This window comes from Streptosporangium sp. NPDC053982 (genome assembly GCF_055585205.1).
This window is the reverse complement of record NZ_JBVJKQ010000002.1, coordinates 559,820-573,831: the sequence shown is the minus strand read 5'-3', so window position 1 is coordinate 573,831 and position 14,012 is coordinate 559,820. Positions and strand designations below refer to the sequence as shown.

The following is a 14,012-nucleotide window of genomic DNA, read 5'->3' as shown; positions in this document are numbered from 1 at the left end:
TTGAGCAGGTGCGGGATGCCGCAGGCGAACTCCACGACCTCCAGCCCGCGGGCCACCTCGCCCAGGGCGTCGGAGTGGACCTTGCCGTGCTCGGCGGAGACGAGCCGGGCGAGCTCGTCGCGGTGAGCGTGCATCAGCTCACGGAAGCGGAACAGCACCCGCGACCGCTTGGCCAGGGAGGCGTCCCGCCACGCCGGCCAGGCCGCCGCCGCGGCGGCCACGGCCGCGTCCACCTGCTCGGCCCCGGCCAGGTGGACCTGTCCGCTGACCTTCCCCGTCGCCGGGTCGAAGACGTCGGCGGTGCCGTCGCCGCCCTCGACGGCGGCTCCACCGATCCAGTGGGTGATGTTCTTCACGATCCCGCTTCCCGCGCGCCCACGGCGCGCTGTCCTCCGCGCGCCCGCGGCGCGCCGGTCTCCACGTTGACGAATCCAGGTGCCGGGCCGGGGCGACGGCCGGTACCCGCCGCCCCGGTGCCGGGGGTGCCGGGGCCTGACGGTGCCCGCCGCCCCGGTGCCGGATGTTGGCGGGCGCCCCGGGCCCGGTCTCAGGGCCGCGCGCCGGCCCTGAGCGCCATCTCCACCACCTCGGCGACGGCTCCGTCCGCGCACGCCCCGACCACGACGTCGGCCGCCGCCCGGACGTCGGGGTGCCCGTCACCGACCGCGGCCCCGAGCCCGGCCGCCGCGATCATGTCGATGTCGTTGGGGTTGTCCCCGACGGCCGCGATGTGCGCCATCGGCACGCCCCGGGCCGCGGCCAGCTCCCGCAGAGCGGTTCCCTTGGTCGCGTCCGGCGGCAGCACCTCCAGGTAGGTCGCCTCGGACCGCACCATGACGGTCCCCTCGATCCGCCAGTCGGGCAGCCGGTCACCGATCAGCATGCACTTGGTGACCCCGCCGGGCGGCACCGCCGCCCAGTCACCGGGGTCGCGCAGCGTGATGCCGTCCCGCCGGGCGAAGTCGCGCAGCTCGGGCGCGTCGTGCACGGCCAGCGCCTCACCACCGGAGAACACCACCGGGTGGACGCCCTCGGGAAGCTCCCCGAACATGCCGAGCAGCGTCTTCCAGGCCGTCTCCGGCAGGTGGCGGGAGCGCAGCACGGATCCCATGGCGAGGTTCACGGTCCGCGCGCCGTTGTAGAGGATCGCGGCCCCTTCCAGGCCGAGCTCGTCGTAGTAGCGGCGCGCCGACCGTTCCATCCGCCCGGTCGCGATGACCACCTCTCCGCCCGCCTCGCGGAAGCGGCGCAGGGCGTCCCGGCTGGCGGGCACCATGGCCAGGTCCCGCCCGACGAGCGTGCCGTCCAGGTCGGTGACGATCCAGCGGATCACGCGTCCCACCCCTCCGGGGCGACCTCGGCCATCACCGAGCCGGCGAGGTCGAACCCGCCGACGCAGGCGAGGTAGCCGCCGGGGACGAAGACGCTGCCGGCCAGCGGGATGTAGACGCCCCCGGCCTGCCTGACCAGCAGCGACCCGGCCGTCACGTCCCAGGCGTTGACGTGCGTGCCGTAGGCGACGTCGGCCCATCCGGCGGCGACGTGCGCCAGCTTCAGCGCCGCGCTGCCCGGCCGGCGGGTGGAGGCGAAGGCCCCGACCATCCGGGCGAAGCGGTGCAGCGCCGCGTCCCCCTCCCATCCCAGGTCGCGCGGGCTGGGGTAGCTCGACAGCAGCATCGCCTCCCGGTCGGTGCGCGCCCCGGAGCTGCGGATCGGCTCGCCGTTGCAGAAGGCCCCGCCGAGCCAGGCGGTGAACTCGTCGTCGCGGACCGGGTCGTAGACGACGCCCGCGACCACCTCGCCGTCCACGGCCGCCGCGATGGAGGTGCAGAAGAACGGCAGGCCGGCGGCGAAGTTCGCGGTGCCGTCGATGGGGTCGACGTACCAGCTGACCGCGCCCTCCCCCCGGGACCCGCCCTCCTCGCCCACCACGACGCTGTCCGGGCAGCGCCGGTCGAGGATCTCGCGGATGTGCTCCTCGGCCGCCTTGTCGTGCTCGGTCACCGGGTCGTGGAAGTCACGCTTGGTCCGCACCTCGGGGCGGGAGCGGAAGGCGCCCCTGAGGCGGTCGCCGACCGCCCTGGCCGCCTCGACCGCGATGGCGGCCAGCTCTCGCGAGGTGTTCACGTCCATGTCTCCTCCAGGAGGCTCAGCAGGCCGTACGGGTTCTCAACGGTGGCGTGGGGACGCTGCCGCACCGGGTACGGGATCTCCTCCGTGCTGCGGGACACCATCAGCACGGTGGCCCCCGCCCCGGCGCGGGCGCCGCAGACGACGTCGCGGTCGTGGTTGTCACCGACGTACCAGACGTCCCCGGGGTCGACGCCCAGCGCCCGGCAGGCGATCCAGATCATCTCGGGGTTGGGTTTGCGGACGCCGACCTCGTCGCTGTAGACCTGCACGGCCATCTCGCGGTCGAGACCGCCTGCGGCCAGATAGTCGCGGTGGACGGTCCCGCACAGCGCGTTGCTGACGACCGCGGGCCGGACGTCGTGCTCCCGGCAGGCGGCCAGGAGGTCCTCCATGCCGGGGCGGATCTTCCGGTCGCTGCGCAGCTCCCCCATCCGCCGGCACAGCGGGGTCGCCTCGGCCGTCACCAGCGCGCGGGCCTGCTCCGGCCAGTCGGCCGCGACGTAGTCGGCCCAGAACCCGCGGTGCGTCATCTCCCGGGGCGCGAGCTGCCGGGAGGTGGAGTCCTTCCAGTAGGAGTCGGCGCGCGCGCCCGCTCTGATGTCGCTTTCGACCTCGTCGGCGCGGAGGCCGGTGAAGCCGGCCCGGCCGAGCATCTCGTGCACCTCCGCGGCGAGCTCGGCCGCCCAGGAGGGACGCCTGGCGGTCTCCACGATCACTCCGCCGAAGTCCAGCAGCAGCGCTTTGGGCCGGATCACGCGCCGGCCTCCACCCTGTCGGCGGAGGAGTCCCCGGCAGAGTCCCCGGAGGGACCCTCGGCGGGGTCCTGGAAGGGGATCCGCACGCCGTCCGCGTCGAACAGGTGCATCTCCTCGGTCCAGCAGGTCAGCACGTCACCGGGGACGGCCTGGACCGGGGTGTAGGAGAGCGCGTACAGCTCGGTGTCCATGACGCGCAGCCGTACCGTCCAGGAGGAGCCGGCCGGCAGCACGGCCTCGACCAGCGCCTCCTCCCGCCAGGCGGAGTCGGGTGGGGAGTCCAGCCGCAGGGCCTCCGGCCGGATGCCGACGGCGGCGGGCGGGACCCGCGTCCCCCGGGACTCCGCGAAGCGCAGCAGGGAGGCGGCCAGCCCGGTGGGCGAGGGGCCGGCGTCGACGATCGCCATCGGCGGGCTGCCGACGAACTCGGCGACGAACCGGTTGGCCGGCCTGGCGTACATGTCCATCGGGGCGGCGAGCTGCTGCAGCTCGCCCTCGTTCATGACGGCGATGTCGGTGGCCATGGTGAGGGCCTCCAGTTGGTCGTGGGTGACGAAGACGATCGTCGCGCCGGACTCCTCGTGGATGCGTTTGAGCTCGGCGCGCATCTCCAGGCGGAGCCGGGCGTCGAGGTTGGACAGCGGCTCGTCGAGCAGCAGCACCGAGGGGTTGACCGCCAGCATCCTGGCCAGTGCGACGCGCTGCTGCTGGCCGCCGGAGAGCTGGGAGGGGTAGCGGTCCATGGCGGCGTCGACGTGGACCATCCGCAGCGCCGCCTCGGCCCGCGACCGCCGCTCGGCGGCGGGGACCTTGCGCATGCGCAGGCCGAACTCGACGTTCTCCCGGATCGACAGGTGCGGCCAGAGCGCGTAGTTCTGGAAGACCAGCCCCATGCCGCGCTTCTCCGGGGGGACGTAGAGGCCGCGTTCGACGGAGTCGAGGACCCGGTCGCCGACGGCGATGGTGCCCGACGTCGGTTGTTCGAGTCCCGCGATCATCCGCAGCGTGGTGGTCTTGCCGCAGCCGGACGGGCCGAGCAGGCACATGAACGCGCCGTCGGGGACGGTGAGGTCGAGGTTCTTCACTGCGTAGTCGCCGCCGCCGTAGCTCTTGGCGACTCCGCGCAACGTGATGGCCGGCATCTATCCTCCTAGACCGGACGCCAGGCTGCTGTTGGTCAGGCGCTGGGTCAGGTACGTCATGGTGAAGGAGACCAACGCGATCATGAGCACGACCGCGTTGGCGAGCTGGGTGTATCCGTAGTCCACGAGACCGATCGAGAGCGTCGTCAGCAACTGCGTCCCCGTGGTGGTGAGCATGATCACAATGCTGAGCTCCTTGAGTCCGGAGATGAACGGCAGCACGACGCCGGTGACGAGGGCGCCCTTCTGGATCGGGAAGACGATCCGGCGCATCCGCTGCCACCAGGACGCCCCGGCGATCTGCGCGGCCTCCTCGGGCTCCCGGCCGAGCTGCGTCATCGCCGCGATGCCCGAGCGCGAGCTGTACGGCAGGTGCGTCACGGCCATCACCAGGATCAGCAGGAACGTCGTGCCGTACAGCGCGGGGACCGGGCCGCGGGCGACGGCGAACAGCGACAGCGAGGCGGCGGCGAACGCGATGCCGGGGACGAGGTAGGGCAGGAAGGAGACCTGGCGCAGGAAACCGGCGATCCGCGGGGCCGTCCCGCGCACCACGACGTACCCGACCAGCAGGCCGGCGACCGCGCAGACCAGCGAGGCCAGGCCGACGACGCGCAGCGAGTTCCAGGCCGCCTCCCACAGCTCGGAGCCGCGCAGGACCCCGTGCGGGAAGCCGACCGCTCCGGGCAGCCGCTCGGCGAACCAGTAGTCGAGGGTGAAGGTCGACAGGTCCAGCGGGGTGCGGGTGACCGTGGACAGCAGCAGCGTGAGCACCGGCACCAGCACGCTCACCACGAAGACCAGCAGGCCCAGCGCGAAGGCGGGCCAGCGCCGGCCACGCAGGTCGCTCAGCCGGTCCATCGCCCCCTTGCCGCCCACGGTGACGAACCGGCGGTGCTCCCGCATCAGCCGCATGTCGGTGAAGACGATCAGCACCCCGATGATCACGATGACGGTGGCGATCACGGAGGCCACACCGGTGCTGCGATCCCGGATCGACTGGAAGAGCCCGGTGGACAGCACCCGGTAGTCGGCGGGCAGACCCAGGACGTACGGCGTGCCGAACGTTCCGAGCACCCGGCCGATCACCAGCAGCACGGCCGAGGACAGCGCCGGGAGCATCAGCGGCACCACGATCCGCCGGATGACGACGCGCCGCGGGGCGCCGAGGACCCTCGCGGAGTCCTCCAGCTGCACGTCGATGCGGCGCAGCGCGTTGCCGACCAGGAGCAGCACGAACGGGTAGTAGTGCAGCCCCAGCGTGACGATGATCGGCAGCGCGCCGTAGGCGAGCCAGTCGGGTGTGTGGACGCCCTGTGCCTGCAGGAAGCCGACCTGTCCGCCGGCGCGCTCGTTCTTGAACAGTGACAGCCAGGCCAGGGAGAAGGTCCACGACGGCAGCATGTAGGGGACCACCAGCGCGCCGGCGAGCCATCTGCGGCCCGGCACGTTGGTCCGCGTCACCAGCCACGCCATGCCGCCGCCGAGGATCAGCGCGAACAACGTGGTGCCCACCGCGACGACCAGTGTGTTGAGCAGCGGCTCCCAGAACAGCAGGCCGCTGATCTGGGAGCGGAAGACCCGCCACAGGTAGTAGCCGGTCCACTCGCCGGCCCGCTGCCCGGCGTGCACGTCGTCGCCGTACTGCAGGCGGAAGGCGTCGGAGATCACCGCGATCAGGGGCGCCACCACGAGGTAGGCGAGCAGGATGACGAGGATCAGGCCGAGCACGGCGGTGGGGTCGTGGCGCAGTACGCGGAGCCGGTACACCAGCCTGCGCCGTCTCGGCGGGGCGGGCGGCGGCTCTGTCTTGGTGAGAACAGCCATGGAAACTTCCTTCGGGGGGTCACGGGGGGCACCGCGGTGTGTGGTCCGCCCGTCTTGCGGACTTCGCTCCTTGGCGGGGTCTGTCGTGGTCAGTGACTTCGTTTGAGCATCGCGTCGGCGAGCGCGTCGGCGGACTCGCCCAGTCGCCGGCCCACCGCGTCCAGGCGTGAGAGCAGTTCACGCTCACGTAGCGTGTCCATCTCCAGCGGTCCGGCGAACAGCTCGGTGAGCCGGGTCTGGTAGAGCTGGCGGACCCGGTTGCACGCCTTCCGCGTGGCCAGCACGGCCACGGTGACCGAGCCGGGGTCGTCGAACACCTTGGGCAGGGCCCGGTCCAGCTCGTCGAGTCCGCCGATCACCGCCTGCAGCGGTTCGGCCGCGAAGGAGAGGTCCGCCGGGCCGAACAGGTCGGCCTCGCGCACGTAGTCGCGCAGGTGGTCCAGGACGTCGTCGACCGAGCGGGAGAGCCGGAACAGGTCCTCCCGGTCGATGGGGGTGGCCAGGGTCCGCCGCAGGGCCCGGATGAGCTCGGCCCGTGCCGCGTCGCCCTCGTGCTCCACCTCGGCCATCCGGGTGCGCGCGGCGGACCGGTCGGTCTCGCCGGAGGCCGTCGAGCAGGCGAGCACGGCCCCGGTCCGCGCGACGACGATCTGCCTGCGGACCAGGTCCATCACCCGTCGTCCCGACCGGCCCCGCAGGTCGTCCCAGACCCGGGTGAACCGCCGGGCTCGCCCGGCCGCGCCGCTCACAGCAACCTCAGCGCGAGTCCGGCCAGGCACCCCAGCGTCATCGACGCCGGGAGCGTGACCAGCCACGCGGTGCCCATGCCCAGCACGCTCTGCCATCGCACCCTCCTGCTTCCCTCGCTCGCCGCCACGCCGATGACTCCGGCGGTGATGGACTGGGTCATGCTCACCGGGCTGCCGAGGGCGGAGCTGCCCAGGACGGCACCGGTGGCCGCCGCCTCGGCCGAGACGACGTGCAGCGGCCGGGTGATGACCAGCCCGCGGCCCAGCCGTTCCCCCACGCGGGTGAGGCTGCTCAGGGAGCCGGCGAGGAACAGCGCCACCAGGACGGCCATCCACGCCGGGGGGACCTCGACGGGCCCGACCGCTCCCGGCCCGTCGTGGCCCACGCGGACCGCGACGCTCACCACCGCGATCATCTTCTGGCCGTCGTTCACCGCGTAGGCGGCGCACTGGGCCGCGTAGGCCAGCAGGTGGGCGGCGAGCACGAGCCGGGGCATCCCCTCGCTGGACGGCACCCGGCGCGAGACGGCCCCCAGCGCGTAGCCCAGGACCAGGCCGACCAGGGGCGCGCCGAGCCCGACCGCCAGCACGGCGGCCAGCCCCGACCACGACACCGGCAGTCCTGAGCCGAGCCCGGCCCCGGTGATGCCGCCGATCACCGCGAGTGTCAGGCTGGTCGGCAGTCCCCGGCCGGACAGGACGGCGACCACGGCCACCGCGATCACCACTCCGGCCAGGAACGCCGCCGCGCCGCCGGGGGCGTCCAGCTCGGTGAGCCTCCCGGTGAAGGTCCGCGCGACCGCGACGCCCATGACGTACGGCCCGGCGAACAGCACCGCCGCGAGGAGCGCGGTGACCGCCCATCCCGGCGCGCGGGGGAACCGCAGCCCCAGCCCGATCAGGGTGGCCCCGTCGTTGGCCCCGCTGATCAGCACGAAGAGGATCGCCGTCGCGGCGAACGCCGCCGTCCAGCCCATCACAGGTAGGGGCGCCGGTCGCGTCTGGCGTCCTCGTAGCGCTCCCGCGCGGCCCGGGTCACCGGGTCCCGCGACACCTCGGCGATCGGGACGTCCCACCAGGCGGTGGTCTCCGGCGCCGGGCCGGGGACCGTCTCGACGTACACGACGGTGGTCCGGCCGGCCGCCCGCGCCGTGAGCAGCGCCTCGCGCAGCGACTCCCGGTCGGTGGCGCGCAGCACGTCGGCGCCGAGGCTGGCGGCGTTGGCCGCCAGATCGACCGGCAGGTAGGGGCCGTCCAGCTCCCCGGCGGGGCCGCGCATCCGGTGGGCGGTGCCCAGCCGGTGCGCGCCGACCGCCTCCGACAGGTTCCCGATGGAGGCGAAGCCGCGGTTGTCCACCAGGACCACGACGAGCTTGACGCCCTCCTGCACCGCGGTGACGATCTCCTGGGACATCATCAGGTAGGAGCCGTCGCCCACCAGCACGAACACCTCCCGCTCCGGCGCGGCCAGCTTCACCCCCAGCCCGCCGGCGATCTCGTATCCCATGCAGGAGTAGCCGTACTCCACGTGGTAGCGGCCCGGATCGGCGGCCCGCCACAGCTTGTGCAGGTCGCCGGGCATCGACCCGGCGGCGTTGACCACCACGCCGTCCGCGGCGATCTCGTTGAGCACGCCGAGCACCACCGGCTGGGTCAGCTCGGTCCCGCCGTAGATCCGGTCGGTCTCGGCCCGCCAGTCGTCGGCCAGGCCCGCCGCCCGGTCGGTCCAGCCGGCCTCGGCCCGCCAGCCGTCCGGCCGCAGGGCCTCCAGCGCCTCGCGGGCGTCGGCCACCAGCATCTCCCCGGCGTGCTTGGCGGCGTCGAAGGCGGTGACGTTGACGTTGAGGAACGCCGCCCGGCCGAACAGGGTGCGCGAGGCGGTGGTGAAGTCGGTGTAGCGGGTGCCCACCCCGATGACCAGGTCGGCCTCGCGGGCCAGGGCGTTGGCCGCGGCGGTGCCGGTGTGCCCGATCGCGCCGACCGCGCACGGGTGGTCGTGCGGCAGCGCGCCCTTGCCCGCCTGGGTCTCGGCCACCGGCACCCCGTGCCGGGCGGCGAACGCCGCCAGCGCCTCGCACGCCCCGCTGTGCGCGACGCCGCCGCCGGCCACGACGAGCGGCCGCCGGGAGCGGCGCAGCATCTCCAGCGCCCGCGCCAGCGCGGCCGGTTCGGGCACCGGCCGCGCCACGTGCCACACCCGGCGGGCGAACAGCTCCTCGGGCCAGTCGTACGCCTCGGCCTGCACGTCCTGCGGCAGGGCCAGGGTGACCGCGCCGGTCTCGGCGGGGTCGGTCAGCACCCGCATCGCGGACATGAGCGCCGTGGGCAGCTGCTCGGGCCGGTCGATCCGGGCGAAGAACCGCGACACCGGCCGCAGGGCGTCGTTTACCGACGCGTCCGGGCAGCGGGGGTCCTCCAGCTCCTGCAGGAGCGTGCCGGCGGCGCGGGTGGCGAAGACGTCGCCGGGCAGCAGCAGCACCGGCAGCCGGTTGATCGTGGCCAGCGCCGCGCCGGTGACCATGTTGGTCGCGCCGGGGCCGATCGAGGTCGTGCAGGCCAGGGTGGACAGCCGGTTGCGGGTGCGGGCGAAGCCGGCCGCGGTGTGCACCATGGCCTGCTCGTTGCGGGCCGGGTAGTAGGGCAGCGCGCCGCCGACCCCGGCGCCCTGCTCGACCAGGGCCTGGCCGACGCCGGCCACGTTGCCGTGGCCGAAGATGCCCAGGCATCCGGCGACCAGGCGCTGTTCGAAGCCGTCGCGCTCGGACCACTGACTGGCCAGGAACCGCACCAGCGCCTGCGCGGTGGTGAGCCTCATGGGGTACCTCCGGTGAGTCCGCTCCGGATCTCGGTGACGCGGCGCGCCACGCGCGGGTCGATCGTCTGCTCGGCCCAGGAGGAGCGGACCCAGGCGTGCCGGGGATCGTCGGCGCAGGCCATGGTCCGCTTCTCCGCGGGGCCGGCCAGCACGTTGAGGTAGTACAGGTCGTAGCCGGGGGCGGCCATCGACGGGCCGTGGTAACCGCGCGGCACGAGCACCACGTCCCCGCCCGCCACCTCCGCCAGCGTCTCGTGACCGCCGTAGACCCGCTGGTAGCCGGGCCCGCCCTCGAAGTAGTAGATCTCCTCCAGCACCGCCTCGCACGCCGAGGCGGTGTCGTGCTTGTGCGGCGGGTAGGACGACCAGTTGCCGCCCGGGGTCAGCACCTCCACCGCGACCAGCCTGTCGCACTCGAAGGCGTCGGGCGCGCAGAAGTTGTTGACCTGGCGGGTGGCCTGCCCGGCCCCGCGCACCTCGACGGGCACGTCGCGCGCCGCGCCGTACCGGACCGGGAGGGAACGGGTGGCGCGGGCGGCGGGGAGCGCGAAACGGCCCGAGCCGGTGATCCGGACGGACGTCCCGATCGGCAGGTAGGCGAAGTCGGTCACCCCGTCGAAGACCGACGTGCGCCCGGACAGTGACAGCCTCCGGCCGGCGGCGACGACCTCGCAGGAACCCGACAGCGGCAGGACCAGCATCTCCTCGTCGCCGGTGTCGAACTCCACGGGACCGTCCGTCAGATCGGCGACCCGCAGTCCCGCGTAGGTCCAGCCGGCCGTCCAGGGAGTGATCTCCACCGTCCACGGGGGCGCGGCGGCGGAGCCGCTCGGGATGTACGTCATGCCGTCTCCAGAAGGCTCACCGCGGCGTCCACGGCCGCCGCCACGTCGCCGTCGGGCGGGTAGAGCAGTGCCCGGCCGACGACCAGGCCCCGCACACCGGGCAGGCGCAGCGCCTTGTCCCAGGTGTCGAGCATCCGGTCGGGCCCGGGGTCGCCTCCGAGCAGCATGACCGGCAGCGTCGTGGCGGCCAGGACGCGTTCCATGTCCTCGACGACCGGAAGTTTCAGCCAGGTGCGGGCGGAGGTCGCACCGAGCCCCTGGCCGACGCTGATGGCGTGGATCATCGCCTCCGGTGACAGGTCGTGCCGCACCACGCCCTCGACGCGCTTGGACCAGAACGGTTCGACCATCGCCATCAGGCCGTTCCGGGCCAGCCGGGTGACGGCCTGCCCGCAGCTCGCCAGCGTGGCCGCGGTCGAGGCGTCCTCCAACGCGATCCGGCAGAGCATCTTGCCGCCGTCGAGGCCCATCTCCACGAGAGAGTCGGCGTCATAGGCGGTGAAGCGGTCGTCGAACTCGAACGCCGCCCCCTGCACACCGCCCCGGTTCATCGAACCGATGACGATCTTCTCGTCGAGGGCGCCGAGCAGCAGCAGGTCCTCGACGATGTCGGGGGTGGCCAGCAACCCGTCCACGCCCGGCCGCGCCAGCGCGGTCATGAGCCGGTCCAGCAGGAGGGTCCGGTTCTCCATGGCCATCGGGTGGCCGGCCGCGCCGAGAGCCCCCCTGGCCGGGTGGTCGGCCGCGATGATCAGCAGGCGGTCCCGGTCGGTCAGCAGCGGTCTGCGCCGACGCACGGCGGCCGCCTCGGCCACCCGCTCCGGGTGCCAGGCCCGGTCGTCGCGCAGGCGGCGGTAGTGGTCCTCACGCATCCGCGACGCCTCCTCGCAGGGAGCCGGCCAGCGGCTCCGGGGATCCGCCCGCCAGGACGGCCTCGATCTCCTCCACCGTGGGCATCGCGGGGGCGCACGCCAGCCGTCCGGCCACGATCGCCCCGGCCGCGTTGGCGAAGCGCAGCGTCCGCGCGAGCGGCCAGCCCGCCAGCAGACCGTGGCAGAGGGCGCCGCCGAAGGCGTCGCCCGCCCCCAGCCCGTTGACCACCTCGACCTCGACGGGCGGTATCTCCACCGTCGTGCCGGCGGTCATGCCCAGCACCCCGGCCGCTCCCTGCTTGATGATCGCCAACTCCACCCCCGCGTCCAGCAGCGCCCGGCCGGCCGCGCGGGGATCGCGCGTGCCGGTGGCGACCTCGGCCTCGTCCAGGTTGCCGACCGCGACGGTCACCTGCCCCAGTGCCGCGCGCACCCGTTCCCGGGCGGTCTCCGCGTCCGGCCAGAACATCGGCCGGTAGTCGAGGTCGAGCACGGTGTGCCGGGCCCGGCCTCGCGCCCGCCAGGCGGCCAGGTGCGCGCCGAGCGACGGCTCGGCCGACAGCCCGGTCACGGTCGTCCAGAACAGCGCCGACGCGGTGACCGCGGGCAGGTCGAGCTCCTCCGGGAGGATCTCCAGGTCGGGGGCCTTGGGGTAGCGGTAGAAGTAGAGCGGGAAGTCGTCCGGCGGGCGGATCTCGCAGAACGTCACCGGGGTCGGCAGGTGCGGCACCGCCGTGACGTAGCGGTCGTCGACGCCGTACTCGGCCAGCGCGTCGTGGACGAACTCCCCGAACGGGTCGGCCCCGGTGCGGGTGATCACCGCGCTGGAGCGGCCCAGCCGGGCCGCGGCCACGGCCACGTTGGTGGGGCTGCCGCCGAGGTACCTGCCGAAGGACGTGACCTTCCGCAGCGGCACGCCCACCCGCAGCGGGTAGATGTCCACCCCGACCCGTCCCATGGTCAGCACCTCGAAGGCGGGGGCCGGTGTACCGGGCCCGTGCGCGGGGGCGCTCATGCGGTGATCCCCCGCAGGAAGGCCAGGCTCGCGCGGACGTCGCCGGCCGGGTCCGCGTCCTCGGAGGCGAGGACGACGTCCTGCTCCATGACGTACCAGCCGGCGTATCCGGCCGCGGTCAGGCCGGTGACGATGCCGGTGACGTCGACGTCCCCCCGGCCGAGCGGGCGGTAGATCCCCGCCCGCACCGCCTCGGTGTAGGTGATCTCCCCGGCCCGGACCCGCCCGGCGAGCGCGGCGTCGACGTCCTTGAGGTGGACGTGGGCGATCCGCTCGGGGGCCCGGCGGACGACGTCCAGCGGGTCGGTCCCACCGGCCAGGAGATGACCGGTGTCCAGGCAGAGGGGGACCCCGCTGCCGTCCAGCACCCGGTCCACCTCCGCGCGGGTCTCCACCATGGTCCCGACGTGCGGGTGCAGGGTGACCGGCCGGGACGTCTCGCGGTGGATCCGGTCCAGGTTGCCCAGAAGCGTCCGCCAGCCCTCGGCGTCCAGGACGGGGCGGGCGTCGTAGCCGTCGGCGCCGGTGGCGGCGGCCAGGACGACCACCGCGTCCGCCGGGAAGGAGTCCAGTACGGCCGGCAGCTCCGCGAGCGGGTCCCGGCCGGGATCGTGCAGGACGACGGGAACGAATCCGCCGATCGCCCGCAGGCCGTACCGGTCGAGCAGCCGGGCGCGGTCCTCCGGTTCCGGGGGCAGGAACCCGTCGGGGCCCAGTTCGGTCGCGGTCAGGCCCAGCTCGGCCATCTCCGCCAGGACTCGGTCCGGGGTGAGCTGGAGGCCCCAGCCGGGCACCTCGCACACACCCCAGGAGATGGGGGCGGCGGCGATCCTCACTTGGCAACCTCCAGAAGACGAACCGGATTATCGGTACGGCGGGACAGATCCGCCGCCTCGGCGATGTACAGGGCGGCCAGGGCGTCCTGGACCGTGCAGGGGCTCTCGCGCTCACCGCGCACCGCCGCCAGGAACGCCTCCATCTCCGCGACGTAGGCCGCGTCGAACCTGGTGAGGAAGTCCGGCCACGGCTCGCCGCCCGGGGTCAGGCCCTCGACCGAGCGCAGCGGGGCCCGGTCGCCGAGCCCGACCGCCCAGGTCGCGAGGGTGCCGGCGATCTCCATCCGCACGTCGTATCCGGCGCCGTTGTGGCGTGAGCCCTGCAGGGTGACCAGCGTGCCGTCGTCCATGGTCATCAGCGCGGAGCTGGTGTCGACGTCACCGGCCTCGGCGAAGAAGTCCTCGCCCCGGTTGGCGCCCGTCGCGTAGACGACGTCCACCTCGCGTCCGGTGACCCAGCGCAGGATGTCGAAGTCGTGGATGTGGCAGTCGCGGAAGATGCCGCCGGAGAGCGCGACGTATTCGGCGGGCGGCGGCGCGGGGTCGGCGGTCACCAGGTGGACGCGGTGCGCCTCACCCAGTTCACCGCCGTGCAGCGCCTCGCGCGCGGCGGCGTAGCCCGCGTCGAAACGCCGCTGGAATCCGATGTGCACGAGGGTGCCGCTGCGTTCGACGGCCTCGACCACCCGCAGGGTCTCCGCCACACCGGGCGCCACGGGTTTCTCGCAGAACGCCGGCACTCCCAGCTCGCACGCCCGGAGCAGCGCCTCCGCGTGAGTCGACGTCGGGGTGGCGATCACCACCGCGTCCGCGTCGAAGGGATCGCCGACCCGGGCCCCGAGCCGCGCCGCCACATCCTCGGCTCTGGCCCGGTCGACGTCGGAGACGACGAGTTCGTCGGCGAGCGTCGAGAGGGTGGTGGCATGGAAGAGGCCTATCCGACCAAGGCCCAGCAAACCCACACGCATGATGGCTCCTCGTCCAGGGGACTCCATTTCTAAAGGACCATCAAGAGCTAGTCAA

Annotated in this window: 14 protein-coding genes; all 14 read right to left on the bottom strand. The window is 73.7% G+C overall.

What is annotated here, in order from left to right; genetic code table 11:
- A partial coding sequence (locus tag ACZ6W9_RS05395) for an aldehyde dehydrogenase family protein (RefSeq protein ID WP_470116770.1) occupies positions 1-359 on the bottom strand: 359 nt, incomplete at its 3' end.
- A 188-nt stretch (positions 360-547) separates the two neighbouring features.
- On the bottom strand, positions 548-1,333 hold the full coding sequence (locus tag ACZ6W9_RS05390; RefSeq protein WP_389969589.1) for an HAD family hydrolase: 786 nt from the start codon (positions 1,331-1,333) through the stop codon (positions 548-550).
- Positions 1,330-2,133 (bottom strand): inositol monophosphatase family protein, encoded by an 804-nt coding sequence (locus tag ACZ6W9_RS05385; RefSeq protein WP_389969591.1) that lies wholly within the window; start codon positions 2,131-2,133, stop codon positions 1,330-1,332. Before ACZ6W9_RS05385 ends, ACZ6W9_RS05390 begins: the two co-directional genes overlap by 4 nt.
- Entirely contained in the window at positions 2,124-2,888 is a 765-nt protein-coding gene (locus tag ACZ6W9_RS05380; RefSeq protein ID WP_389969593.1) for an HAD family hydrolase, read from the bottom strand. Before ACZ6W9_RS05380 ends, ACZ6W9_RS05385 begins: the two co-directional genes overlap by 10 nt.
- A complete protein-coding gene (locus tag ACZ6W9_RS05375; RefSeq protein ID WP_389969595.1) occupies positions 2,885-4,030 on the bottom strand; it encodes an ABC transporter ATP-binding protein in 1,146 nt (381 codons plus the stop codon). The genes ACZ6W9_RS05380 and ACZ6W9_RS05375 overlap by 4 nt, the downstream gene beginning before the upstream one ends.
- Positions 4,031-5,857: an ABC transporter permease gene (locus ACZ6W9_RS05370; RefSeq protein ID WP_389969597.1), complete on the bottom strand. Its 1,827-nt coding sequence runs from the start codon at positions 5,855-5,857 to the stop codon at positions 4,031-4,033.
- Positions 5,858-5,946: 89 nt separating this feature from the next.
- Positions 5,947-6,606, bottom strand: a complete 660-nt coding sequence (locus ACZ6W9_RS05365) for a DUF47 domain-containing protein (protein ID WP_389969599.1) — start codon at positions 6,604-6,606, stop codon at positions 5,947-5,949.
- Entirely contained in the window at positions 6,603-7,583 is a 981-nt protein-coding gene (locus ACZ6W9_RS05360) for an inorganic phosphate transporter (RefSeq protein ID WP_389969601.1), read from the bottom strand. Before ACZ6W9_RS05360 ends, ACZ6W9_RS05365 begins: the two co-directional genes overlap by 4 nt.
- On the bottom strand, positions 7,583-9,421 hold the full coding sequence (gene iolD / locus ACZ6W9_RS05355; RefSeq protein ID WP_389969603.1) for a 3D-(3,5/4)-trihydroxycyclohexane-1,2-dione acylhydrolase (decyclizing): 1,839 nt from the start codon (positions 9,419-9,421) through the stop codon (positions 7,583-7,585). Before iolD ends, ACZ6W9_RS05360 begins: the two co-directional genes overlap by 1 nt.
- The gene (gene iolB, locus ACZ6W9_RS05350; RefSeq protein ID WP_470116764.1) at positions 9,418-10,266 is read right to left on the bottom strand and encodes a 5-deoxy-glucuronate isomerase; all 849 of its coding nucleotides are present in this window, start codon (positions 10,264-10,266) and stop codon (positions 9,418-9,420) included. The genes iolD and iolB overlap by 4 nt, the downstream gene beginning before the upstream one ends.
- Positions 10,263-11,138: a Cgl0159 family (beta/alpha)8-fold protein gene (locus ACZ6W9_RS05345; RefSeq protein WP_389969607.1), complete on the bottom strand. Its 876-nt coding sequence runs from the start codon at positions 11,136-11,138 to the stop codon at positions 10,263-10,265. The genes iolB and ACZ6W9_RS05345 overlap by 4 nt, the downstream gene beginning before the upstream one ends.
- On the bottom strand, positions 11,131-12,153 hold the full coding sequence (gene iolC / locus ACZ6W9_RS05340; protein ID WP_389969609.1) for a 5-dehydro-2-deoxygluconokinase: 1,023 nt from the start codon (positions 12,151-12,153) through the stop codon (positions 11,131-11,133). Before iolC ends, ACZ6W9_RS05345 begins: the two co-directional genes overlap by 8 nt.
- Complete coding sequence (locus ACZ6W9_RS05335) at positions 12,150-12,989, bottom strand: TIM barrel protein (protein ID WP_389969610.1); 840 nt, start codon at positions 12,987-12,989, stop codon at positions 12,150-12,152. The genes iolC and ACZ6W9_RS05335 overlap by 4 nt, the downstream gene beginning before the upstream one ends.
- On the bottom strand, positions 12,986-13,957 hold the full coding sequence (locus tag ACZ6W9_RS05330) for a Gfo/Idh/MocA family protein (protein WP_389969612.1): 972 nt from the start codon (positions 13,955-13,957) through the stop codon (positions 12,986-12,988). Before ACZ6W9_RS05330 ends, ACZ6W9_RS05335 begins: the two co-directional genes overlap by 4 nt.
- Positions 13,958-14,012: the final 55 nt, after the last annotated feature.

Excerpts from the sequence above, each read along its gene's own strand:
- ACZ6W9_RS05370 (WP_389969597.1), bottom strand. The coding sequence starts at position 5,857 with ATGGCTGTTCTCACCAAGACAGAGCCGCCGCCCGCCCCGCCGAGACGG.
- ACZ6W9_RS05345 (WP_389969607.1), bottom strand. The coding sequence starts at position 11,138 with ATGCGTGAGGACCACTACCGCCGCCTGCGCGACGACCGGGCCTGGCAC.
- ACZ6W9_RS05360 (WP_389969601.1), bottom strand. The coding sequence starts at position 7,583 with ATGGGCTGGACGGCGGCGTTCGCCGCGACGGCGATCCTCTTCGTGCTG.
- iolC (WP_389969609.1), bottom strand. The coding sequence starts at position 12,153 with ATGAGCGCCCCCGCGCACGGGCCCGGTACACCGGCCCCCGCCTTCGAG.
- iolB (WP_470116764.1), bottom strand. The coding sequence starts at position 10,266 with ATGACGTACATCCCGAGCGGCTCCGCCGCCGCGCCCCCGTGGACGGTG.
- ACZ6W9_RS05330 (WP_389969612.1), bottom strand. The coding sequence starts at position 13,957 with ATGCGTGTGGGTTTGCTGGGCCTTGGTCGGATAGGCCTCTTCCATGCC.
- ACZ6W9_RS05375 (WP_389969595.1), bottom strand. The coding sequence starts at position 4,030 with ATGCCGGCCATCACGTTGCGCGGAGTCGCCAAGAGCTACGGCGGCGGC.
- iolD (WP_389969603.1), bottom strand. The coding sequence starts at position 9,421 with ATGAGGCTCACCACCGCGCAGGCGCTGGTGCGGTTCCTGGCCAGTCAG.
- ACZ6W9_RS05385 (WP_389969591.1), bottom strand. The coding sequence starts at position 2,133 with ATGGACGTGAACACCTCGCGAGAGCTGGCCGCCATCGCGGTCGAGGCG.